The 22658-nt window shown below is 66.0% G+C and carries 23 protein-coding genes, 2 tRNA genes and 2 pseudogenes; 19 read left to right on the forward strand and 8 right to left on the reverse strand.

The window, feature by feature from the left end; all coding sequences use genetic code 11:
* Positions 1-39: 39 nt before the first annotated feature.
* Together ligA and ACQVDU_RS02820 are read left to right on the forward strand one after the other, a co-directional pair.
* Positions 40-2373 (forward strand): NAD-dependent DNA ligase LigA, encoded by a 2334-nt coding sequence (gene ligA, locus ACQVDU_RS02815; protein WP_443476198.1) that lies wholly within the window; start codon positions 40-42, stop codon positions 2371-2373.
* A 58-nt stretch (positions 2374-2431) separates the two neighbouring features.
* On the forward strand, positions 2432-2920 hold the full coding sequence (locus tag ACQVDU_RS02820) for a DUF4262 domain-containing protein (protein ID WP_363495294.1): 489 nt from the start codon (positions 2432-2434) through the stop codon (positions 2918-2920).
* Between the two features lie 11 nt (positions 2921-2931).
* On the opposite strand, the gene ACQVDU_RS02825 is transcribed toward ACQVDU_RS02820, so the two are convergent.
* Positions 2932-4635, reverse strand: coding sequence for a long-chain-fatty-acid--CoA ligase (locus tag ACQVDU_RS02825; protein WP_331791552.1), 1704 nt, complete (start codon positions 4633-4635; stop codon positions 2932-2934).
* 82 nt (positions 4636-4717) lie between these two features.
* On the opposite strand from ACQVDU_RS02825, the gene gatC reads away from it, so the two are divergent.
* From gatC to gatB, 3 genes are read left to right on the forward strand one after another with little or no spacing between them, the layout of a single operon-like run.
* The gene (gene gatC, locus ACQVDU_RS02830; protein ID WP_443476199.1) at positions 4718-5017 is read left to right on the forward strand and encodes an Asp-tRNA(Asn)/Glu-tRNA(Gln) amidotransferase subunit GatC; all 300 of its coding nucleotides are present in this window, start codon (positions 4718-4720) and stop codon (positions 5015-5017) included.
* Positions 5014-6537 (forward strand): Asp-tRNA(Asn)/Glu-tRNA(Gln) amidotransferase subunit GatA, encoded by a 1524-nt coding sequence (gatA, locus tag ACQVDU_RS02835; RefSeq protein WP_292709229.1) that lies wholly within the window; start codon positions 5014-5016, stop codon positions 6535-6537. The genes gatC and gatA overlap by 4 nt, the downstream gene beginning before the upstream one ends.
* A complete protein-coding gene (gene gatB, locus ACQVDU_RS02840) occupies positions 6537-8069 on the forward strand; it encodes an Asp-tRNA(Asn)/Glu-tRNA(Gln) amidotransferase subunit GatB (RefSeq protein WP_443476200.1) in 1533 nt (510 codons plus the stop codon). Before gatA ends, gatB begins: the two co-directional genes overlap by 1 nt.
* 19 nt (positions 8070-8088) lie before the next feature.
* Here gatB and ACQVDU_RS02845 read toward each other — a convergent pair whose 3' ends face one another.
* Entirely contained in the window at positions 8089-8673 is a 585-nt protein-coding gene (locus ACQVDU_RS02845) for a DUF2202 domain-containing protein (protein WP_443476201.1), read from the reverse strand.
* A gap of 95 nt (positions 8674-8768) precedes the next feature.
* Between ACQVDU_RS02845 and ACQVDU_RS02850 the strand changes: the two are divergent.
* From ACQVDU_RS02850 to ACQVDU_RS02860, 3 genes and pseudogenes are all read left to right on the forward strand, one after another.
* Positions 8769-10061, forward strand: a pseudogene (locus ACQVDU_RS02850) (DNA polymerase IV); the annotation flags it as partial.
* A gap of 58 nt (positions 10062-10119) precedes the next feature.
* Positions 10120-10440, forward strand: a complete 321-nt coding sequence (locus tag ACQVDU_RS02855; RefSeq protein WP_195691589.1) for a hypothetical protein — start codon at positions 10120-10122, stop codon at positions 10438-10440.
* A complete protein-coding gene (locus ACQVDU_RS02860; protein WP_300593552.1) occupies positions 10415-11005 on the forward strand; it encodes a hypothetical protein in 591 nt (196 codons plus the stop codon). Before ACQVDU_RS02855 ends, ACQVDU_RS02860 begins: the two co-directional genes overlap by 26 nt.
* 21 nt (positions 11006-11026) lie before the next feature.
* Here ACQVDU_RS02860 and ACQVDU_RS02865 read toward each other — a convergent pair whose 3' ends face one another.
* From ACQVDU_RS02865 to ACQVDU_RS02880, 4 genes are all read right to left on the reverse strand, one after another.
* Positions 11027-11530, reverse strand: coding sequence for a DUF2017 family protein (locus ACQVDU_RS02865; protein WP_443476202.1), 504 nt, complete (start codon positions 11528-11530; stop codon positions 11027-11029).
* Complete coding sequence (gene clpS, locus ACQVDU_RS02870; protein ID WP_443476203.1) at positions 11527-11829, reverse strand: ATP-dependent Clp protease adapter ClpS; 303 nt, start codon at positions 11827-11829, stop codon at positions 11527-11529. Before clpS ends, ACQVDU_RS02865 begins: the two co-directional genes overlap by 4 nt.
* Entirely contained in the window at positions 11820-12170 is a 351-nt protein-coding gene (locus ACQVDU_RS02875) for a metallopeptidase family protein (protein WP_300593556.1), read from the reverse strand. Before ACQVDU_RS02875 ends, clpS begins: the two co-directional genes overlap by 10 nt.
* A gap of 29 nt (positions 12171-12199) precedes the next feature.
* A tRNA-Arg gene (locus tag ACQVDU_RS02880) sits at positions 12200-12275 on the reverse strand.
* Positions 12276-12338: 63 nt separating this feature from the next.
* Here ACQVDU_RS02880 and orn point away from each other — a divergent pair.
* Together orn and ACQVDU_RS02890 are read left to right on the forward strand one after the other, a co-directional pair.
* Positions 12339-12962 carry an oligoribonuclease gene (gene orn, locus ACQVDU_RS02885; RefSeq protein WP_443476204.1) on the forward strand — a complete coding sequence of 208 codons (624 nt, stop codon included), beginning with the start codon at positions 12339-12341 and terminating at the stop codon, positions 12960-12962.
* 36 nt (positions 12963-12998) lie between these two features.
* Positions 12999-13074, forward strand: a tRNA-His gene (locus tag ACQVDU_RS02890).
* Between the two features lie 7 nt (positions 13075-13081).
* Here the strand turns inward: ACQVDU_RS02890 and yczE are convergent.
* The gene (yczE, locus tag ACQVDU_RS02895) at positions 13082-13714 is read right to left on the reverse strand and encodes a membrane protein YczE (protein ID WP_300593287.1); all 633 of its coding nucleotides are present in this window, start codon (positions 13712-13714) and stop codon (positions 13082-13084) included.
* 59 nt (positions 13715-13773) lie between these two features.
* Between yczE and yczR the strand changes: the two genes are divergently transcribed.
* The 7 genes from yczR (at position 13774) to ACQVDU_RS02930 (ending at position 19525) form a co-directional block, all read left to right on the forward strand.
* Positions 13774-15198 carry a MocR-like transcription factor YczR gene (gene yczR / locus ACQVDU_RS02900; RefSeq protein ID WP_300593284.1) on the forward strand — a complete coding sequence of 475 codons (1425 nt, stop codon included), beginning with the start codon at positions 13774-13776 and terminating at the stop codon, positions 15196-15198.
* 19 nt (positions 15199-15217) lie between these two features.
* Complete coding sequence (locus ACQVDU_RS02905; protein WP_443476205.1) at positions 15218-15430, forward strand: hypothetical protein; 213 nt, start codon at positions 15218-15220, stop codon at positions 15428-15430.
* A 131-nt stretch (positions 15431-15561) separates the two neighbouring features.
* On the forward strand, positions 15562-16086 hold the full coding sequence (msrA, locus tag ACQVDU_RS02910) for a peptide-methionine (S)-S-oxide reductase MsrA (RefSeq protein ID WP_300593281.1): 525 nt from the start codon (positions 15562-15564) through the stop codon (positions 16084-16086).
* 160 nt (positions 16087-16246) lie between these two features.
* On the forward strand, positions 16247-16720 hold the full coding sequence (ssb, locus tag ACQVDU_RS02915) for a single-stranded DNA-binding protein (protein WP_443476206.1): 474 nt from the start codon (positions 16247-16249) through the stop codon (positions 16718-16720).
* Between the two features lie 43 nt (positions 16721-16763).
* Positions 16764-17285 (forward strand): DUF6993 domain-containing protein, encoded by a 522-nt coding sequence (locus ACQVDU_RS02920; RefSeq protein WP_331791562.1) that lies wholly within the window; start codon positions 16764-16766, stop codon positions 17283-17285.
* 41 nt (positions 17286-17326) lie between these two features.
* The gene (ettA, locus tag ACQVDU_RS02925) at positions 17327-19006 is read left to right on the forward strand and encodes an energy-dependent translational throttle protein EttA (RefSeq protein ID WP_443476207.1); all 1680 of its coding nucleotides are present in this window, start codon (positions 17327-17329) and stop codon (positions 19004-19006) included.
* A gap of 6 nt (positions 19007-19012) precedes the next feature.
* Positions 19013-19525: an acyl-CoA thioesterase gene (locus tag ACQVDU_RS02930; RefSeq protein WP_443476208.1), complete on the forward strand. Its 513-nt coding sequence runs from the start codon at positions 19013-19015 to the stop codon at positions 19523-19525.
* A 27-nt stretch (positions 19526-19552) separates the two neighbouring features.
* On the opposite strand, the gene ACQVDU_RS02935 is transcribed toward ACQVDU_RS02930, so the two are convergent.
* Complete coding sequence (locus ACQVDU_RS02935; RefSeq protein WP_228178195.1) at positions 19553-20464, reverse strand: acyl-CoA thioesterase; 912 nt, start codon at positions 20462-20464, stop codon at positions 19553-19555.
* Between the two features lie 68 nt (positions 20465-20532).
* On the opposite strand from ACQVDU_RS02935, the gene ACQVDU_RS02940 reads away from it, so the two are divergent.
* Both ACQVDU_RS02940 and ACQVDU_RS02945 read left to right on the forward strand, forming a co-directional pair.
* The gene (locus tag ACQVDU_RS02940; RefSeq protein ID WP_443476209.1) at positions 20533-21198 is read left to right on the forward strand and encodes a hypothetical protein; all 666 of its coding nucleotides are present in this window, start codon (positions 20533-20535) and stop codon (positions 21196-21198) included.
* 56 nt (positions 21199-21254) lie between these two features.
* A pseudogene (locus ACQVDU_RS02945) lies at positions 21255-22656 on the forward strand (APC family permease).
* Positions 22657-22658 lie beyond the last annotated feature (2 nt).

Raw genomic sequence — 22658 nt, forward strand, 5'->3', positions numbered from 1 at the left:
CCTCCGCGCGGTGTCGTGGGCGCTGCCTAGACTTCAGTCGTGGCCACGAACGACCCTTCCTCTGCATCTGCGACGAGCACCGACGCGGAGCTCGCGCAGCTCAGTCTCGATGATGCTCGCGCCGAGGCTGCACGGCTGACCGACCTGATCGTCGACGCACGCGACGCGTACTACGGCCGGGACGAGGTTCTCGTCGACGACGCCACCTATGACGGGTGGATGCAGCGACTGGAGGCGCTCGAACGTCTGCACCCGGAGGTTCAGGGGCAGGACTCTCCGACGCTGTCGGTGGGCGCGGCATCCGGCACGCTCTTCGCGCCCGTCGAGCACGCCGAACGGATGCTGAGCCTTGACAACGTCTTCAGCGAAGAGGAGTTCCGTGCGTGGGCAGCTCGTGTGCAGCGCGACGTCGGTGGTTCGGTTCACTACCTGTGCGAGTTGAAGATCGACGGTCTCGCGCTGTCGCTGCGCTACGAGCGTGGGCGCCTCGTGTCGGCGGCCACCCGCGGTGATGGGCGCGTGGGGGAGGACGTCACCGAGAACGTTCGGGATGTCGCGGGGATCCCGACCGTGCTTGCCGGCTCAGGGCATCCGGAGCTCGTCGAGGTGCGAGGAGAAGTGTTCTTCACGGTCGCGGACTTCGCGTCGCTCAACGCCTATCAGGAGTCGGTGGGCGACCGGCTGTTCGCGAATCCGCGGAACGCCGCGTCCGGGTCTCTGCGCCAGAAGCGCGACGGTAAGAACGAGCGCCAACTCGAGGCGATGCACGAGCGGCTCTCGCGACTGCGCCTGACCGTCCACGGCATCGGTGCGTGGCCGAATCCTCCCGTGGCGACCCAGAGCGAGGTCTATGGCCTGCTGGAGTCGTGGGGGCTACCCGTGAGTCGTTACTTCACGGTCGCTGAATCCGTCGATGCCGCTGCCGACTACATCCGTCACTACGGCGAGCACCGGCACGATGTCGAGCATGAGATCGACGGTGTCGTCGTCAAGGTCGATGAGCTGGCTCTGCACGACGAGCTGGGCGCGACCAGCCGCGCCCCGCGGTGGGCGATCGCGTACAAATACCCGCCCGAGCAGGTGAACACGAAACTGCTCGACATCGTGGTGTCGGTCGGTCGCACCGGTCGAGCAACGCCCTTCGCGGTCATGGAACCCGCGCGGGTCGCCGGCAGCGTCGTGCGCCAGGCGACGCTGCACAATCAGGATGTCGTGAAGGCCAAGGGCGTGTTGATCGGCGACACGATCGTCATCCGCAAGGCCGGCGACGTCATCCCAGAAGTTCTGGGCCCGGTCGTGGAGCTGCGTGACGGCAGCGAACGCGCATTCGTCATGCCGACGCACTGCCCCGAATGCGGCTCTCCGCTCGCCCCAGCGAAGGACGGCGACATCGACCTGCGGTGCCCGAACACGAGATCGTGTCCCGCTCAGGTGCGGGGGCGTGTGGAGCACATCGGGTCGCGGGGCGCTCTCGATATCGAGGGTCTCGGCGAGGTGTCAGCCGCGGCGCTGACGCATCCGTTGCGGCCCGAGGTGCCGCCGCTGGTCACCGAAGCCGGCCTCTTCGATCTGCGTGCCGAGGACCTGTTTCCGATCGACGTCGAGGTCCGGGATGCTGAGACGGGACTCGTTCGTCTCGATGCTGACGGCGAGCCGGATGCGCGCAGCCCGTTCCGTCGTCAGCGTAAGGCTCCCCTGGAAGGCCGTGCGCCGACCCCGTCGCGCCCCGATCCTGTTTTCGATCCCGACGGGCCGTTCGATGGCGATGCCGACTTCATTCTGTCGGCGGCGGCGCATGAGCTGCTCGAGAATCTCGAACGTGCCAAGACGAAGGAGTTGTGGCGTTTCTTCGTCGCGTTGAGCATTCGTCACGTCGGCCCGGTCGCTGCCCGCGCGCTGGCGCAATGGTTCGGGTCGATCGACGCGATCCGTGCAGCGTCCCGTGAGGAGCTCGCCGCAGTCGAGGGCGTTGGCCCGATCATTGCCGATGCGATCATCGATTGGTTCGAGGTCGACTGGCACGTGGAGATCGTCGATCGCTGGGCGGCTGCCGGAGCGCAGCTTGCCACTCCCGGGCATCCGGGTCCTGGCGCTGCTGTCGCCTCGGGCGGCGTGCTCGAGGGCGTCACGATTGTGGCTACCGGGACCCTCGAGGGATACACGCGCGAGGGCGCACAAGAGGCGATCTTGGCAGCTGGCGGCAAGGCTGCCTCGAGCGTGTCGAAGAAGACGGATTTCGTCGCGGCGGGACCAGGCGCGGGTTCGAAGCTCGCGAAGGCCGAGGAGCTCGGCATCCGCATCATCGACGCCGCGCAATTCCGTGTCCTTGTCGAGCAGGGTCCTGCGGCGCTGGGGGAGTGGTCGGGCGCATAAGTCAGTGTCGTACCTTTGTTCTAGTCTCGGTATCAAGGTCACTGAGGGAGGACAAGATATGAGCGCAATGGACGCCGCGACGCAGGCATGGCTCGACCAAGAAGATCGCTACACCGTCGAGACCATTCGCAAGCACGGTACGTACATCCAATACGTCGGCGGGGATGGGGACCTTGAGTGCGCGCCGTTCGCCTACACGGTTGGCCTGTATGGGATCGGTCATCCTGAGCTCGTGATTCTTGGTGTGCGGGCCGAGACTGCGGCAGCGGTTCTCAACGATCTGTCCGGGCGTATCCGAGAGGGATCCGATCTCGTCCCGGGCGAGATTCTGAGTTTCGAGGCATGGCAGCATCGGGTCCGCGTTGAGGTGGTTCCCAACCCGGGCGAGATCGCCTTCGCCGCCAATCGGTTCTACGAGCGACCGGACGCGTTCTCGGTTCCGCTTCTCCAACTCACCTATGACGATGTCAACGGCCACTTTCCGGACGAGGCGGGCTACTCGATTCCCGTCTGGATTCAACCGCGGCCTGGGCAGTGGCGAGCCTGATACCGCAGGGCTTACTCCTCGCCCGAGAGCTCCAGGAGCTTGGTGCGGACCTGTCGGCGCAGCACCTTGCCGATCAACGACTTCGGCAGCTCGTCGACGACGAAGATCCGCCGCGGAACTTTGTAGGGGGTGAGGATGCTGCGCGCGAAGTCGCGGATCGCCGTCTCGTCGATCTCGTCGACGCCCGGATCGAGCACGATCGCTGCGACGACCTCTTCGCCGGAGCGATCCGACGGCAGCCCGACGACAGCGACATCGGCGACCGCCGGATGCTGTCGTAGCACTGCCTCGACTTCGGTTGGGGCGACGTTGAAGCCCCCGGTGATGATGAGTTCCTTGATGCGATCGACAATCCGCACAAATCCCGCTTCGTCGATCGTGACGATGTCGCCGGTGCGGAACCAGCCGTCCACGAAAACTTCTTCGGTCTCTTCGGGTCGGCCGTAGTAGCCCGAGAACACCTGGGGACCGCGCACGATGAGTTCGCCGCGCTCGCCCGGCGCGACATCCACGGTCGGATTGTCAGGGTCGACGACCCGGCACTCGGTGCCCGGGAGGGGCAGCCCCACGGTTCCGGGGACGCGATTGTCGGCAACCGGATTGGCCATCAGCACGGGGGAGCACTCGCTCAGTCCGTACCCCTCGACGAGGTATCCGCCGGTCTCGGCCTCGAACGGCACGACGAGCTCGTGGGGGAGTGCCATCGCTCCCGAGATCGCGATGCCTGTGCCCGCGAGCGAGATACCGGTGCGCTGGGACTCCTTCAAGAGCCGATCCGCGATCGGGGGAACGAGCGGCAAGAAAGTCGCCGGATGCTTCTTCGTGACATCGAGCACCATGTCGGGATCGAATCGGGGGAACAGCACCAGGCGTGCACCCATCGACATCGCGAATGTGAGGCACAGGGTCAGCCCGTAGGCGTGGAACATCGGCAGGACCGCGTAGACCACGCATCCTTCACCGCGATGGATCGTGGGGACCCACCCTCGCGCCTGTGCCGCGTTCGACAGCAGGTTGCGGTGTGTCAGCGACGCGCCCTTGGGGCTGCCCGTGGTGCCGCTCGTGTACTGGATGAGGGCGAGATCGTCGGTCGAGGGTGACGGGTGAGTGGCAGGCAGGGGCTCGTGACCGGTGACCTCGTCCCAGCTGACGGCCCCACTGACTCGTTCGGTGAGCGCCGTGCGCGCTTCGCGTGCTTTCGCAACCGGGAGCCTCAGTGCCAGCTGCATCGTCCACGGCATCGCCTTCGTGATGTCCACGGAGATGAGCGTGTTGACGCGCAGGTCGCGCGGGAAGTCCTGGACCGTGCGCACGACCTTGCTCCACACGATCGCGTGCTTGGCGCCGTGATCTTCGAACTGCTTGCGCAGTTCCCTCGGCGTGTAGAGCGGGTTGTGCTCGACCACCACGGCACCCAGTCGCAGGATGGCGTAGAAGGCGACGATGTGCTGCGGACAGTTCGGCAGCACGATGGCGACAGGGTCGCCTGCCCGAACGCCGTGTGCGTGCAATGCGGCAGCCGCGCGCTGGATCTGCTCGTCGAGCGACCGGTAGCTCGTCGTGCGTCCGAAGAATTGCAGCGCCGGTGCGTCGGGATAGTCCCGGACGGAGGCGGCGACGATGTCGATCAGCGACCCGCTGACCGGCTCGAGGTCCTCGGGGACCCCCTCCGCATAGCTGGCGATCCACGGGCGGGGCGGGTTGTAAGAGGTCACGGTACCCAGCCTAGGGGCGTGGCCCGTCGTCCGGGAGAGGGCTCGGTGGGGCCGCGTCATCGGCCCGACCTAGAATGGTCCGGTGTCTGAAATCACCTCCGATCTCGTGCGCCATCTCGGTGTGCTCGCCCGGATCCGCCTGAGTGACGACGAGGTCGAGCGCCTCACCGGTCAGCTCGACGCGATCGTCGACAACATCGCCAAGGTGTCTCAGGTCGCCACTCCCGATGTGCCCGCGACGAGTCATCCGATCGCCCTGCGCAACGTGTTCCGCGCCGACGTTCCCGGCGACATGCTCACGCCCGAGCAGGTGCTGCAGAACGCTCCGGATGCGGCAGACGGCCGCTTCCGCGTGACCGCGATCCTGGGAGAAGAGCAGTGACAGACCTCACGCGCCTGACCGCAGCCGAGCTGGCTGCCTCGCTGGTGTCCGGCGAGATCTCGAGTGTCGAAGCCACGCGAGCGCACCTCGATCGGATCGCAGCGGTGGATGCCGACATCCACGCCTTCTTGCACGTCAGCGACCACGCGCTTGAGGTTGCTGCCGGCATCGACGCGCGGCGTGCGGCAGGCGACGACCTGCACGAGCTGGCGGGAGTCCCTCTCGCCATCAAGGACGTGTTGGTCACGACCGACATGCCCTCGACGAGCGGATCCCGCATCCTCGAGGGGTTCATGTCGCCCTACGACGCGACGGTCGTCGCCCGCTCGCGCGCCGCCGGCCTCGTGCCGCTGGGCAAGACCAACATGGACGAGTTCGCGATGGGGTCGTCAACCGAGCACTCGGCTTACGGTCCCACGCACAACCCGTGGGACCTCGATCGGATCCCCGGCGGGTCCGGCGGCGGTTCTGCGGCGGCGGTCGCAGCGTTCGAGGCGCCGCTCGCGCTCGGCTCCGACACGGGCGGCTCGATCCGCCAGCCCGCTCACGTCACCGGCACGGTGGGGCTCAAGCCCACGTACGGTGCCGTCAGCCGGTACGGGGCGATCGCTCTGGCCTCGAGCCTCGATCAGGTCGGACCGGTCACGCGTACGGTGCTCGACGCGGCCCTGCTGCACGACGTGATCGGCGGTCACGACCCTCATGATTCGACCTCGCTTGCCGAGGACTGGCCGTCGTTTGCGGATGCCGCGCGCGAGGGTGCCCGTGGCGATGTTCTGAAGGGTCTGCGTGTCGGCGTCATCCGGGAGCTTCCCGACAGTGGCTTCCAGAGCGGAGTGTCAGAGTCGTTCCGCGCTGCTCTGGCGCGTATGGAGGCGCAGGGCGCCGAGATCGTGGAGATCAGCGCCCCGCACTTCGAGTACGGCGTCGCGGCCTACTACCTGATCTTGCCTGCTGAGGCATCGAGCAACCTCGCGAAGTTCGACTCGGTTCGTTTCGGACTGCGCGTCGACGTTCCCGGGGGAACGGTCGAGGATGTCATGGCTGCGACCAGAGATGCCGGTTTCGGTGACGAGGTCAAGCGTCGCATCATCCTGGGAACCTACGCGCTGAGCGCCGGGTACTACGACGCGTACTACGGGTCCGCGCAGAAAGTTCGTACGCTCATTCAGCAGGACTTCGACCAGGCATTCGCGCAGGTCGACGTCATTGCCACTCCCACCGCCCCGACAACAGCGTTCCGTTTGGGTGAGAAGATCGACGACCCGCTGCAGATGTACCTCAACGACGTCGCGACGATTCCCGCGAACCTCGCAGGCGTCCCCGGCATCTCGCTTCCCTCGGGCCTGTCGGTTGACGATGGACTGCCGGTCGGCATCCAGTTCCTTGCCCCGGCGAGGCAAGATGCCCGGCTCTACCGTGTCGGCGCGGCGCTGGAAGCTCTGCTTGTCGACGAATGGGGTGGTCCGCTGCTTGATCGCGCCCCGGTGCTGGGCGCCGCGACGGGAGGTCGTGCCTGATGGCTACCGCAAAGCTCATGGACTTCGACAAGGCGCTCGAGATGTTCGAGCCCGTGCTCGGATTCGAGGTTCACGTCGAGCTCAACACCGAGACCAAGATGTTCTCGGCTGCCGGCAACCCCGCCCACGCGGCAAACCACGACGCTGCACCCAACACCCTCGTCGCTCCGGTCGACATGGGGCTTCCGGGGGCGTTGCCGGTGGTGAACCAGACAGCCGTGCGCTCCTCGATCAGCTTGGGCCTCGCGCTCGGCTGCTCGATCGCGCCATCGAGCCGGTTCGCGCGCAAGAACTACTTCTATCCCGACCTCGGCAAGAACTATCAGATCTCGCAGTACGACGAGCCGATCGCGTTCGAGGGCGCGGTCGAGGTCGAACTCGAAGACGGCACGATCGTCGAGGTTCCGATCGAGCGGGCCCACATGGAAGAGGATGCCGGAAAGCTCACCCACATGGGCGGCTCGACCGGTCGCATCCAGGGTGCCGAGTACTCGCTCGTCGACTACAACCGCGCGGGCGTTCCGCTGGTCGAGATCGTGACCAAGCCGATCTTCGGCGCCGAGCACCGCGCGCCCGAGATCGCCAAGGCGTACGTGCGAACGATCCGCGACATCGTGCTCTCGCTCGGCATCTCGGAAGCGCGTCTGGAGCGCGGAAACCTCCGCTGTGACGCGAACGTGTCGCTGCGCCCGCGCGTTGCGGCCGGTGAGCCGCCGGCGCCGCTGGGCACGCGCACCGAGACGAAGAACGTCAACTCGATGCGCTCGGTCGAACGGGCGGTGCGCCACGAGATCCAGCGCCAGGCCGCGATCCTGGCAGCCGGCGGGACGATAACGCAAGAGACCCGGCACTGGCACGAAGACACCGGCACGACGTCGCCCGGTCGCCCGAAATCGGACGCCGACGATTACCGATACTTCCCCGAGCCCGACCTGCTCCCTGTCGAGCCGTCGATCGAGCTGATCGAGGAGCTTCGTGCGGCGCTCCCCGAGGCGCCGGCTGCGCGTCGTCGTCGACTCAAGACGGAGTGGGGCTTTACCGACCTCGAGTTCCAGGATGTCGCCAATGGTGGCATCCTCGCCGAGGTCGAGGCCACGATCGCCGCGGGTGCGTCGCCGGCAGCAGCCCGCAAGTGGTGGACCGGCGAGATCGCCCGGGTAGCGAACGCTCAGGACCGCGAAGCGAGCGACCTGGTCTCGCCCGCTGACGTCGCCGCACTGCAGGGCCTCGTCGATGCGGGAACACTCACCGACAAGCTGGCCCGGCAGGTTCTCGAGGGCGTCATCGCCGGGGAGGGGACTCCCCAGGAGGTCGTCGACGCGCGCGGCCTGGCGGTCGTGTCAGATGACGGGGCGCTCATCGCAGCGATCGACGAGGCACTCGCGTCTCAGCCCGATGTGCTCGAGAAGATCCGCGATGGCAAGGTTCAGGCTGCCGGTGCCATCATCGGCGCGGTGATGAAGGCGATGAAGGGCCAGGCTGATGCTGCGCGCGTGCGGGAGCTGATCCTGGAGCGCGCTTCGCAGTCCTGACCGGCGAAGATCTGCTCGATCAGGCTTGCCGCTCGAACGCAGCCAGGTGGTTCTCCGAGCCCCTCAGCAGGCGCTCGACGACGACCGCAACATCATCGGGAGCGCCATCGAGAGTGTTCTGCAGATCGGCGATATCGGCCTGCTCGATGAGTATGCCGACGTCGATTGCGGCCGCCCTGGACTGGCTGCCTTCGGCCACGAGCTGGTCGTAGAGCGCCTGGAGGTCGGGGTCGGTGAACACGCCGATCTCGTCCGAGCGCGGATCGGCAATGTCGTACTCCACGAGGAGTGTTGCTACGGCATCCTGATGCGAGATCTCGGACGCTGCGATGTTCGCGAAGACGTTGCCGCCCCAGAGGTCGCCGAGCACGGTGTAGACGTCGTGCGCGAGCTTCTCCTCTTCGATGAGATAGAGCAGCTGAGCGTCGACGTCACCTGAGGCGGCGTCGGCGAGTGGGGGCTCGGTCGACGTCGGTAAGTTCTCGGTCGTCGGCGCCGCGGAAGCGTCAACAGGGGCGCTGGGCGGCGTCGTCGTGCATGCCGTCAGCCCCACCATCGTGAGTGCGGCCGCCGCGACGGTAAGAGAACGGGTAGTGGTGATCACGGTGTGCTCCTTCGATCCGCTTGCTAGATACCCCCTAGGGTATTTATTATCGCTGAGCGCCGTCCATCTGGTGGTGATGGGAATGCCGAGAGAGCACTGTCGGTGGTGCGGGCGAGAATGGATGCATGGGACGAGGGGACGGCAGGAATCGCCTCGTGTCGCCCGACGATGCGGATGACACCGGCGCCGACATCCTTCACGTCGACATGGATGCGTTCTACGCTGCGGTCGAGGTGCTCGATGACCCGACCCTCGCGGGAAAGCCCATCATCATCGGTGCGCCCGAGAGTCGGTCGGTGGTGTCCAGCGCTTCGTACGAGGCTCGCGCGTTCGGCGTTCGTGCCGCGATGCCGGTGGGGCAGGCACTGCGCCTGTGCCCACAGGCCATCGTGGTTCCGCCTCACTTCGACCGTTACGTGGCGCTGTCACGCGAGGTCATGCGCGTCTTCCACGACATCACGCCGATGGTTGAGCCGCTCTCGATCGATGAGGCCTTCCTGGATGTGCGAGGAGTGCGGCGCCTGTGGGGTTCTCCCGGAACGATCGCGCGGATGCTTCGCGCCCGCGTGCGTGACGAGACTGGCCTGACCTGTAGCGTCGGCGCCGCAGCAACCAAGCACGTCGCGAAGATGGCTTCGACGCTGAGTAAACCGGATGGCCTTCTGATCGTTGCCGAAGCCGACACCGCAGCGTTCCTCGCGCCACGTTCGGTGCGCGCGCTATGGGGAGTGGGACCGAAGGCTGCCGAGGCACTCGAATCGCGAGGCATCCGTACGGTGTCCGACGTGTTGGACACACCGCAGGCCGTTCTCGAGCGCGCCCTGGGTGCAGCGATGGGGGAGCGCGTGTGGAACCTCGCGCGTGGACGCGACGCGCGGGAGGTCACGGCGACCCGTGTTGAGAAGAGCGTGGGGCACGAGGAAACCTTCCACACCGATATCAGCGACGCTGCAGTCCTGCGATCGGAACTGCGTCGCCTGGCAGACCGGGTGGCGGCGCGACTTCGTGCGGCATCCTGGGAGGCCGGTGCGGTGGCGATCAAGGTGCGATTCGCTGACTTCAGCACCGTTTCCCGCTCGCGCAGCCTCCCTGAGCCGAGCTCGGTCGGGCAACGTATCGGGGAGGTCGCGCTCGAGCTGTTCGACGCCATCGACCGTCGACTACCCGTCCGGCTCGTCGGTGTTCGCGCTGAGAAATTGCGCACCCTCGCCGAGTCTGCGCCGGCGCTCTGGGACGATGACGGAGAGTGGCGCCGCGTCGAGTCCGCGCTCGACACTGCCGCGGCGCGGTTCGGTCGAGGTGCGATCACCCGCGCGACGCTTATCAGCGAGCGCGGCGGCGGGACGCTTCCCTCTAACCCTCGACTCCCTCGCGATGATCCGCGCTGACCAGGATCGGATCGACGCCGCCCTGTCTTCGAGGGTCTCGGGCCGGTAGCGTGGGGCTATGCCCAACATCGCGCTCGAACTCGGCAAGCAGGCAGCATCCTTCGGCGTCTCCGGGATCTACGGAGAACAGCAGGACGTCGACGGCATCAAGATCATCCCGGTGGCACTCGCATCCTCTGGGTTCGGTGGAGGCTCGGATGAGGGCGGCAACGGGGGCGGCGGCGCTGGCGGCACCGCGATCCCGATCGGCGCCTACATTCGACGCGGCGACGACCTGCGCTTCGAGCCCAACCTGATCTCTCTGCTCGCCGTCGGCATCCCATTCGTGTGGGTCGCCGGCCACGTGCTCATTCGTGTCATCCGCGCGCTCAAGAAGTGACGACCCGGTCGGTCAGGTTCTGACCGACGCCACCGGCGTCCTGCGTGACGACATCCTGGCGTGTGCCGCGCCGTCGCCCGTCATCCTGATCGATGGGCGCAGCGGGGCCGGCAAGACGAGCCTGACCCGCCTCCTTCTCGATCGCTGGCCGTTGGATGCCTTGCCGCAGCTGCTTGCTCTGGATTCGACCTACCCGGGATGGGATGGCCTGGATGCCGCCGTCGAGGATGTCACGCACAACGTCCTGATCCCGCACGCCGCCGGGCAGCACGGGCGCTGGCGGCGGTGGGACTGGGGTGCAGGTGAGTACGCGGAGTCCCATGGTGTTGACCCCGGTCTGCCGCTCGTGGTCGAAGGATCCGGCATCCTCACCCCGGCGACTGCGGTGCTCGCGGGTGTGCGGGTCTGGGTCGAATCGCCAGCCGACTCTCGACGAGAGAGGGCCCTCGAGCGCGATGGAGACACCTACCGCCCACACTGGGAGCGTTGGGCGCGGCAGGAAGACGATCACATCACTCGTGATGAGCCCGCGGCGCACGCTACGCGAGTCTTCGTCGTTCCCTGAGCCGACCCGCGTCGCGCCCGGTCAGAATTCGCCGGAGTCCGCGTCGATCGCGGTGACGAGGCTGTCGAGGCGGTAGCCGAGCCAGTCGTAGATCCCGAAACGCGGATCAGCGGCGTCGTGGTCGTCGTCGGCCTGAATCCCGAGCCGCGTCGCCAGCACGAGCCGAATCGCCGACAGCGTGCGCAGCAACGCGCTCACGTCATCGGCGCTCGCGTGCACGACAACCTCTTCCGTGAGTTCCGGGTCGTCGGATGCAACCGGCAAGGTCGGGAGCGTCGGGCGCAGGATGCCGAGAACGGTCTCCGCATCCGCGTGGCGGCGATCGAGGAGCTCGCGCTCGGTCAAGCGACGGAACTCGCGAGCCGCAGCGTCATCGTCGAGATACCCCTCGGGGACGAGGCGTGCCACGGCATCATCGCTTGACGCATCGGTCGTGGCATCGAGGAGGTCCCGGAACTGCTCCGTCATCTGCGAGAGGTGCAGAGCCTCGATGCGCGTGATCGCCATCACGAGTTCGCGGGTCATGCCGGCGCCCTCCGCACAGTCGCCGAAAGCCCGTAGTCATGCATGGCATGAACGTGAAGCTCCATCTGTTCGCGCGCGCCCTCAGCGACCACGGCGTGACCCTCATGATGCACGGCGAGCATCAGAGCCTCGGCCCGCTCCGCGCTGAAACCGAAGTAGCTGCGAAAGACGTGGGTGACGTAGTTCATGAGGTTGACGGGGTCATTCCAGACGACCGTCTGCCACGGCATGTCAGCGGCGTGGCGTGTGTCGACATCCTCATCGGCCCGAGGGAGTGTCGCGCTATTCATCAAGCCCATCCCAACTCGTGGAGTCGGTCATCGTCAATCCCGTAGAAGTGCGCGATCTCGTGCACGAGAGTCGTGTGGACCTCAGCGCGAAGTTCGTCCAGATCATCGCACGCCGCCAGGTGGGCTTCACGATAGACGATGATCCGATCGGGGAGCTCACCCACGCCATATCGGTCGCGTTCGGTCAGCGCCCACCCGTCGTAGAGGCCCAGGAGGTCGAGGGAACCATCCTCGCCGCGGTCTTCGACCACGAAGATGACGTTGTCGAGTCCGTCGACCATGTCGTCGGGCAGCCGGTCCAGTTCCTCGACGACCAGGTGCTCGAACGCGTCGGCATCCATCTCGATCATCGTGCCCCCGCGCCTTCCCGCCACTCATCTGGTGCCCCCGACTGGACTCGAACCAGTAACCGTCGGATTAGAAGGCCGATGCTCTATCCATTGAGCTACGGAGGCGCATCCACCAGATTACCGGGAGCCGCCGCGGGTGCCGTGAGTGCCAGCTCTAGGATGGGCGGCATGGCTTCGAGCGAGAACGACCGGCTGGTATGGATCGACTGTGAGATGACCGGACTGGATCTCGCCGTCGATGAACTCGTCGAGATCGCTGTCATCGTCACCGACTTCGAGCTGCGTCCGCTGGATCCCGGCTTCCAGATCGTGATCAAACCCGACGCCTCCGCACTGGCGAACATGAACGATTTCGTCACCGCTATGCACGAGAAGTCTGGCCTGCTCGAGGAGATTCCGAACGGCGTCAGTGTCGCCGAGGCCGAGTTCGAGGTTCTTGAGTACATCCAGCGCTTTGTGCCGCTCGAAGGCAAGGCGCCGCTGGCGGGCAACACGATCGGCACCGACCGGATGTTCCTTGCCAAGTACATGCCTCGCGTCGATCGGTGGCTTCACTACCGCAACGTCGACGTCTCGAGTGTCAAGGAGCTCGCCAGACGCTGGTACCCGCGTGCCTACATCCACGCGCCGGCGAAGGATGGCGGTCACCGCGCCCTCGCCGACATCAGCGAGTCGCTGCGCGAGCTTGCCTACTACCGCAGCGTCGTGTTCGTTCCGGAGCCGGGTCCGACCAGCGATGAGGCCAAGCAGGCAGCGGCTGCCGCCGTGTCGGCGTTCGCCTCTGGCGTGTGAGAGAATCTTTTGGTTGCGCACTCCGGTGCGCACATGGTGGGTATAGCTCAGTTGGTAGAGCACCTGGTTGTGGTCCAGGGGGTCGCGGGTTCAAGTCCCGTTACTCACCCCAAGTAGTCCTACCTCGGTGAAGCGAGGGGAGCGGCCGGCACGGCGCCACGCGGTGTTGTCGCCCGCATGCGAGCGGTGTCGAACAGCGGCAACGTGATGTGGACGAGGGGGCCGATGGTCGCCGCGAACAGCACGGTGCCAAGACCGACCGTGCCGCCCAGAAGCCACCCGATGACGAGCGCTGTCAGCTCGACGCTGGCGCGAGCTGCCCAGATCGGCATCCCGAACCGGCTGCGCAGACCCGTCATGAGTCCGTCGCGAGGGCCCGGCCCGAAGCGGGCACCGATGTAGAGCCCCGAGGCGATGGCAACCAGCAGGATGCCTCCCACAAGCACAGCGTGCTGAGCGACGAATCCACTGATCGGTGGCAGTACCCAGAGGGTCACCTGCATGGCGGTGCCAACGGTCAGGATGTTGGCGAGGGTGCCGATTCCGGGGCGCTGGCGAAGCGGAATCCACACCAGCAGAATCGCGAGGCCGAGGATGTTCGTCATCCATCCGACGCCGATGCCCGTCCTGATCGACAGGCCCTCGGCCAGCACGGTCCAGGGGTCGACGCCCAGACCAGCATCCACGGTCAGCGCAGCTCCGACACCGTAGAGGGGGAGCCCGATGAGAAGTTGCAGGATGCGGCGAGGCATGGCACCATCCAAGACCAGAAGTGGACTGATGTGACCAGTCCAATTAGGAAGGAGTGGCCATGGAGTCGCGAATGTCTGCGCGTTCGCTGACGCTTGCTCTAGGCGGATGGCGCACCCGTGAACCGGCGTATGAGGCCCTCGCTGACGGCATCCGTCTGCTGTGCTTGGACAACCGCATCGCGCCGCGGACTGCGCTTCCGGCGGAGCGCGAACTGGCATCCGCTCTTCGGGTCAGCCGTAGCACCGTGTCGATGGCTTATCAGAGCCTTCGTGACTCCGGTCACATCAGCAGCCTGCGCGGTTCGGGAAGCGTTACTCTCCCGCTCGGCCGCCGGGAGGTCGGGCGCGTGCTCGGAACGGCGGGCACCATCGACTTGCAGCAGGCGAGCCCACCAGCGTGGCCTGGCCTTGCCGGGCACATGGCGGAAGTTGCCGCCGATGCGGCGACGCTCGCCTCGCGGTCAGGGTACGACGTTCTCGGACGCGCTGAGCTGCGGGAAGCCATCGCTGAGCAGTTCCGCGCTCGTGGCCTGCCGACCGAGGCGCGCCAGGTCATGATCACCCCCGGCGCCCAAAGCGCAATCCATCTGCTGGCGAGCGTGCTCATCGGCCGCGGCGATCGCGTAGCGATCGAGACTCCCACGTATCCGCATGCGGCAGACGCGTTGCGGCGTGCGGGCGGGCGGCTCGTCGGCATCCCGGTGACGGCTGAAAGTGGATGGGATCTCGAGCGCGTCGAAGAGTCCTTCGCTCGTACCCGGCCCTCCCTCGCTTACCTCATGCCCGACTTTCAGAACCCGACGGGCCGCAGCATGTCGGCGCACGAGCGCGAGACCATCATGGTCGCGGCGAGTCGCTCGGGAACCCGGCTCGTGATCGATGAGACCACAGCCGACCTCGACATCGATCGTGGGGTTCATGACCGTGGCTTCCGTGGGACCGACGAGTCCCTGGTCGTGCGCGTCGGGTCACTCGGCAAGACCGTATGGGGCGGCTTGCGGGTCGGATGGATCCGGACCGATCATGACCTCATCGACCGGCTTGTGCAGGAACGCCCGGCGTACGACCTCGGTACTCCCGAGTTCGAGCAGGCAGTGGCGACGGGGCTGATCCCTCGGCTGCCCGAGATCGCGCGCCATCGCGGTGAGTTCCTGCGCGAGGGACGGGATGCCCTCGTGTCAGCGCTCTCGGAGCTGCTGCCGGAGTGGCGCGTGCCCTCGGTTGATGGAGGAGTTGCCCTCTGGGTCGAACTGAACGCACCGTTGAGTTCGGCGCTGGTGCTCCAGGCTCGAGCGGCGGGCCTGCTCCTGTCGGCCGGTCCGAGGTTCGCGCCAGATGGCGGAAACGAACGGCACCTCCGCATCCCGTTCACCGCGCCGCCCAGCGACCTGCGCCGAGCTGTCGAGATTCTCGCGGACGTCTGGCCGGGGGTGCTTCGAGATGCTCCGCACGGTGTTCGGGATCTCTGGAGCTCACCGGTCTGAGCCGCCGGCCTCGGGTCAGATGTCAGGTCGACAACAGGAGCGCGTCGATGGCGTCATCCCGGTTCCCGAACTGTCCGAGCGCATGGAATCGCCGGTCGCTCGGATGGAAGCGCTTGACGGAGAAATGCTCGCCCTGGGCGTCTCGACCGACGCGCACGTGACCGATGGGGCCGCGGCCGGGATCGACAACGCGCCAAGCATCGATTCCGATCGGTATGAGCTGTATGCGTGATGCCTGCATCTGTGTCTCCCTCCGCGATCGAACATAGATCCGACCACCGACACGTCGCGGGGAACAGCAGTTCGCGGGAGACTGTTGTGTTCAGTGGCGCCGAGAACCCGGCGCCACAACAAGGAGAAATCATGCACACGTTCGTTCTCGCAGGCGGCTGCTTCTGGTGTCTCGACGCGGCTTACCGTGCTCTTCGCGGAGTGTCGTCGGTCGTTTCGGGCTATGTCGGCGGCACCGTCGAGAACCCCTCTTATGAGCTTGTCTGCACGGGCCGCACGGGGCACGCCGAGGCCGTCGCGGTCACCTTCGATCCCGACGTCATCTCGGACGACGTGATCCTGGATGCCTTTTTCACGATGCACGACCCGCGGCAGCTGAACCGACAGGGTAATGACGTCGGCACCCAGTACCGCAGCGCGATGTTTCCCGCCGACGACCACCAGCGGGAGCTCTTCGAGGCTGCGCGCGATCGCGCGGCCGAGTGGTGGGATGGCGGCATCGTCACCACGATCGAGCCCCTCGGTGAGTTCTACGCCGCGGAGGAGTATCACCAGGACTTCTTCGCGAAGAACCCCACGCAGGGGTACTGCCTGGCTGTCGCGGTCCCCAAGGTGAACAAGGTGCGGGCGCGCTTCTCGGAGTACGTCACGGCCTGAGGCATCCTCCCCAGCCGTCCTCGCGCGGCACCTGTCCACTCCTGAGCAGGGTCGTGCTCCACCGGGCGCGCTGGTCGGCGAGCCTGATCTCAGCGCTGGTACCCGACGGGCACTCGGGTACCAGCGCAGCCCGGAACGGCTCTGGGCGGGAAAGGGAGAAATGTACGACACCATCACCGTTACGGGAAACGTCGCGGGAAACCCCGAGTTCAAGGTCACGGCGGGAGGGCTCGCCGTCGTGAACTTTCGGCTCGGGAGCGCGCAGCGGCGCCTCGACCGCTCGACGGGCACCTGGGTCGACGACGGCACGAACTGGTACAACGTCTCCGCTTTCCGGGGACTTGCCGAACACATCGCGGCTTCGGTCACGAAGGGCGAGCCGCTGGTGGTTACGGGCCGGCTACGTCTTCGCCCCTGGGAATCCGGAGGCAAGAAGGGAGTCAGCATCGACATCGATGCCGAAGCGGTCGGCCACGACCTGCGGTGGGGAACCACGTCCTACACGAAGCAGGCCACGGGGGCTAACGCGTCTGCTTCGCCGTCGAGCTCGGGCGAAGCTGAGGATGCCTGGGCGGCACCGGGCCTCGACAGCGCCGCCCCGGCTGTCCCGGTCGGTGGCGAGACACCGTTCTAGCCTCCCAGCGTGCAGTCGGCGGAGGGGCTCTAGACTCCTCTGCGTGTGCGCCGATCGACTGACAACCCGGTTCGTGCCGGCGAGAGCTCTCCGATCCGGCGTTGTCGTCGGACTACTCGGGGCGGCTCTGGCAGCCGGTGTTCTCGCTGGATGTACTGCAGCGCCCACCCCGTCGCCGACACCGACGGTGAGCGTCACGCCGACTCCCACCGAAACAGCCCCTGCTGCGCCGCAACAGGTGAGTGAGGCAACGACAGCCGATGAGGCCCTGCCCTTCTTCACCGACGTCGTTGCAGCCGTGTGGGCGACGGATCAGCGCTTCCAGGGACGCGCCTACATCGATGGCCTCACTCAGGTCGGGTTCGACAAATCGGCAATGGAGGTCACGTACGACGAGTCGACTGTCGGGAACCCGGCTGAGAGCATCCAGTTCTCGGTCCGGTGGGGGGAGGAATGCCTAGTCGGTCAGGTCGGCCCTTCCACGGGAGACCCCGTAGTGGCCGTCATGCCGGGCCTCCAGACCGGCCTGTGCCTGATCGGAGACACCCGACCCATCGACTGGTGACGCGCGGGCGACACTCGGGCGGCCCGTAGACTGGTCGGGCTATGGCTGAGTACATCTATCAGATGGTCCGCGCCCGCAAAGCTGTGGGCGAGAAGCTGATCCTCGACGACGTGACGATGGCGTTCCTCCCGGGCGCGAAGATCGGAATGGTCGGCCCGAACGGTGCCGGCAAGTCGACGATCCTGAAGATCATGGCGGGTCTTGACGCCCCGTCAAACGGAGAGGCGATCCTTACCCCGGGGTTCAGTGTCGGCATCCTGATGCAGGAGCCGGAGCTCGACGAATCCAAGACCGTTCTCGAGAACATCCAAGACGGGATCGCGGTCAAGGCCAAGCTGGATCGGTTCAACGAGATCTCGGGCCTGATGAGCGACCCTGACGCTGACTTCGACAGCCTGCTGGCCGAGATGGGCACGCTGCAAGAAGAGATCGACGCGGCAGACGCGTGGGACCTCGATTCGCAACTCGACCAGGCCATGAATGCGCTGCGCACGCCCCCGGGAGATGCGCAGATTTCGCTCCTTTCGGGTGGCGAGAAGCGCCGCGTCGCCCTCACGAAGCTCCTGCTGCAAAAGCCCGACCTGCTCCTGCTGGACGAGCCGACGAACCACCTCGACGCCGAGAGCGTGCTTTGGCTCGAGCAGCACCTGCAGAAGTACGCAGGTGCGGTGATCGCCATCACCCACGACCGGTACTTCCTCGACAATGTCGCTGAGTGGATCGCGGAGGTCGATCGCGGCCGACTGATCGGCTACGAAGGCAACTACTCGACCTACCTCGAGAAGAAGGCGGAGCGGCTGGATGTCCAGGGCAAGAAAGACGCGAAGCTTGCCAAGCGGCTGAAGGAGGAACTCGACTGGGTTCGCTCGAACGCGAAGGGTCGTCAGGCCAAGTCGAAGGCTCGTCTGGCTCGATATGAAGAGATGGCCGCCGAGGCCGAGCGCACTCGCAAGCTCGACTTCGAGGAGATCCAGATTCCGCCGGGGCCGCGCCTGGGAAGCGTCGTGATCGAAGCCAAAAGGCTCCAGAAGGGGTTCGACGGTCGTTCCCTCATCGATGGACTGAGCTTCAGCCTTCCGCCCAACGGCATCGTCGGTGTCATCGGCCCCAACGGTGTGGGTAAGACGACGCTGTTCAAGACCATTGTCGGCCTTGAGCCGCTCGATGGCGGCGACTTGAAGATCGGCGAGACGGTCAAGATCAGCTACGTCGACCAGTCCCGCTCGAACATTGATCCCACGAAGACGCTGTGGGAGGTCGTGTCCGACGGGCTGGACATCATCACGGTCGGTAAGACGGAGATTCCCTCGCGTGCCTACGTGTCGAAGTTCGGCTTTAAGGGACCTGACCAGCAGAAGAAGGCAGGCGTCCTCTCTGGTGGTGAGCGGAACCGCCTCAACCTGGCACTCACCCTCAAGGAGGGCGGAAACCTCCTGCTGCTCGACGAGCCAACGAATGACCTCGATGTCGAGACTCTTCAGTCTCTGGAGAACGCCCTGCTCGAGTTCCCGGGTTGCGCCGTGGTCATCACCCACGACCGGTGGTTCCTCGACCGCATAGCGACGCACATCCTTGCGTACGAAGGTACCGACGAGAAGCCGGATGCCTGGTACTGGTTCGAGGGCAACTTCGAGGCCTACGAGAAGAACAAGCTCGAGCGACTCGGGCCGGATGCGCTCAACCGCGCGAGCTCCACGTACCGCAAACTCACGCGCGACTGACCCGGCATGAGCGAGACCGAAGCAGGTGTGTCCGGCGGGGCTCGGCTGCACCTACCGATCCACCTGCGGTGGGGCGACCTCGACGCATTCAATCACGTCAACAACACCTCAATGCTCAAGCTCCTCGAAGAGGCGCGGGTTCGCGCGTTCTGGCGACCCGGCACCGGCGAGAGTGCACCGCCAACGGCCGTGATGGACTCGAGTCTGCACGCCGGCGTCCTGACGCTCATTGCTCGCCAGGAGATCGAGTACCTGCTCCCTGTTCCCTACCAGCGGCATCCGTTGGACGTCCAGCTCTGGTTCGGCAGGCTCGGTGGTTCCAGCATCGACGTATGCTACGAGGTCTGCAGCCCGCTGGAGACCGCTGGCGCGGACGGCCAGCAGATCTACGCGCGTGCAACGACGGTTGTTGTGAAGGTGGATGCCGAAACCGGCAGGCCCGTGCGTCTGAGCGAGGTCGAACGGGAAGCCTGGGCGCCCTACGTCGGTGAACCGTTGCGATACGGACACAGCCGCTGAGCGGGCGCAGACCGGACGCTAAGCAGGTCAGTCGCGGTCGTGCGGCAGGCGGATCGTGATCTCCTGCGCGACGCTCGCCACCAGTATTCCTTCCGAGGAATAGATTCTGCCGGTAGCGAGACCCCGGCCTCCACGGGCACTGGGTGATTCCTGAACGTAGAGCAACCACTCGTCGACACGCGCGAACCGGTGCCACCACATGGCGTGGTCGAGGCTCGCAACCTTGAGTCCCGGTGTTGACCAGGCGACGCCGTGAGCGCGCAGCACGGACTCCTGGATCGTCATGTCGCTCAGGTAAGCGAGCGCGGCGCGATGCAGGTCGGGGTCGTCGGGCAGCGATCGGCGCGTACGAAGCCACACCGCCTGGTGAGGGACGTGCTCGCCTTCCACGTGAAGATAGATGGGGCCGGGAACATGGCGCACATCGAGCGGCCGGTCGGTGAACATGCGCTTGCTCATGGGATGCAGACCGACCAAGTGATCCTCGAGGTCGGGGAGCTCGTCCGCGTGAGGGATGCCGCTCGGCATCGGCTCCGCGTGTTCCACGCCAGGGCCCTCATCCTGGAATGAGGCGATCATCGAGAAGATCGGCACGCCATCCTGGTACGCCTGTGTTCGGCGGGTCGAGAATGATCGCCCGTCGTGGATCCGATCCACCGCGAAAGTGATTCCCGCAGAGGAGTCTCCCGGTCGCAGGAAGTACCCGTGCATCGAGTGGACGGTTCGTCCGGGCGGCAGCGTGTGCGATGCCGCCACGATGGACTGGGACAGCACCTGGCCGCCGTACACACGTCCGAGCGGCATCGACTGGGAGACGCCGGTGAAGATGTCTTCCGTCGTCCGGGCACCGCTGAAGGAAAGCGTGAGAACGGCGAGGAGCGAAGCTACCGGATCGGCTTCGACGACCTCCCGGGGGGTGTTCGTGGCGCCGTCGGTCATCGGTTCTCCCGGAGCTTGCTGGTATCGCCGCGGCCGCGGCAGCTGTTCCGCTTGGTAGTTTAGGTCGGATGCCGACGCCCCTGAATCTCGCCGACGCCGAGACCGCTGTGGACGCCCAGACCTTCGCCTCGCGAGCTGCACGTGTCGGAGACGGCGCCGTCCGCCTCCGAGCCGCCGATGGCATGCTCGTCATGACCTGCGCCCCCATCGCGCCGCGCGGGATCCTGGACACGGCGCCGACGATCCTCGGCGTCCGAGTCCTCGCCGTTGACCCGGAGCTCGCGTGCGACCTGGTGGTCGATGGCGCCTCTCTGCGGGCTCAGGGCGTGACACTTGAGTTACCCGACGCCGGCATGCGCGCGGCCTGGGCCGGCATTTCCCCTCCCGTTTCGGGCTGGACGCTCGGCGGCGAGATCTCATCGACAGACCTCGCAGCGGCTGCCCACCGCGGCATGGAGGAGGTCGCGACATCGGTCCCCACGAACGCGGGTGAGGATGTGGTGCGTCAGATCCGTGCAGCGGTGTGGGGAGCGCCGGATGCAGCCCTCGGCGGACTACCGCGCGGCGTCGGATTTGTCGCCCAGGTGCTTGGCTTTCTCGGGTCAGATGCCGAGAGTGTGCCGATGCGCGAAACCGGTGCCTGGGTGCGGTTGTCTCTTCGCCGCGGGCACGTTCTGGTGCGCAGATCCGGGATGAACCCGCGCGGGCCGCGGGCCGGGGGCGTCCTCGGCTGAGGGCCGGCCGAAACATATGCTTGACCGCGAATTCGCCGTGCCCCTACGGTGACGGAATGGCGACTGCGCCGATTAACTTCACGGCACCCGAGGGCAAGGGGTTGGCAGCCGGCACCCTGGGCTTGTGGGGATCGACCGTCATCGGGTTGGCATCGACGGCGCCGGTGTACTCGCTGGTTGCAACGCTCGGGTTCATCGTCATCGCGGTGGGCGCGCAGGCGCCGATCATCTTCGTGCTGGCGTTCGTGCCGATGCTCTTCATCGCCTACGCGTACCGGGAACTCAACCGTGAGATCCCGGATTGATGCTCTCTTGGCCGATAACGCCGTGTTGGTGACGGCAACGGGTGTGGTCTTTATCGTGGCGATGACGCGGATCAGCTGGCGAGGCGTCGAGATCGGCGAAAGGGTTCAGAACATCCTGCTCGGCCTGCAATATCTCGCACTCGCGATCTTCATCGTCGCAGCCCTCTGGCACTTCTTCGCAGGCAGCGCACCCGATCCGACGCCGTTCGAGTGGTCCTGGCTGAACCCGTTCGCGATCGGTGACTGGAGCGGCTTCGTTCAGGCCATCCTGCTTGCTCTGTTCATCTACTGGGGCTGGGACACAACGCTGGCGCTCAACGAAGAAACGAAGGATCCGCGGCGAATCCCGGGCCGCGCAGCGCTGCTCACGACAGTCATCCTGCTGTTCACCTACGTCGCGGTGACGATCGCGGCGATGATGTACGCCGGACTCGGTGACGGCCCGACGGGTCTCGGAAACGAGACCAACGCCGACGACTTCTTCATCGCGATCAAGGATGGGCTTCTCGGCCCGCTCGGGTGGGTGCTGGTCGTCGCGGTCATGGTCTCGGCGATCTCATCGACCCAGACGACGATCCTTCCGACAGCTCGTGGCACCCTCGCGATGGCTGCCTACCGCGCTCTCCCCAAGCGGTTCGCGACAGTGCATCCGCGCTTCAAGACTCCATCGTTCTCGACCCTGTTCATGGGGATCGTCGCGGTCGTGTACTACGTCGGGATGACGCTCATCAGCGACAACATCCTGCAGGACTCGATCCTCTCGCTCGGGCTCGCTATCGCGTTCTACTACGGCATCACGGGCTATGCGTGCGTCTGGTACTTCCGTCGCGAACTGTTCACCTCACGGCGGAACTTCTTCTACAAGTTCCTGTTCCCGCTGCTCGGTGCGCTGATGCTGACCTACGCGTTCGTACAGTCGGCCATCGACATGTACAGCGTCGACTACGGGTACACGGTGCCCTTCGGCGTCGGCGGCACGTTCGTCCTGGGAGTCGGCGCGCTCGCCTTCGGGGTGCTGCTGATGTTCCTCTGGTTCCTGTTCCCGCGTGCGAAGTCGTTCTTCCGCGGCGAGAGCCTCAACCGCGACACACCGGTCATGGTCCGCGACGAGCCGTCAGCGTACGGTCGCTCGGTGGACGGCGGACTGACCTGACG

The organism is Microbacterium sp. F2 (genome assembly GCF_052274505.1).
In the GTDB taxonomy this organism is placed as follows: Bacteria; Actinomycetota; Actinomycetes; order Actinomycetales; family Microbacteriaceae; genus Microbacterium.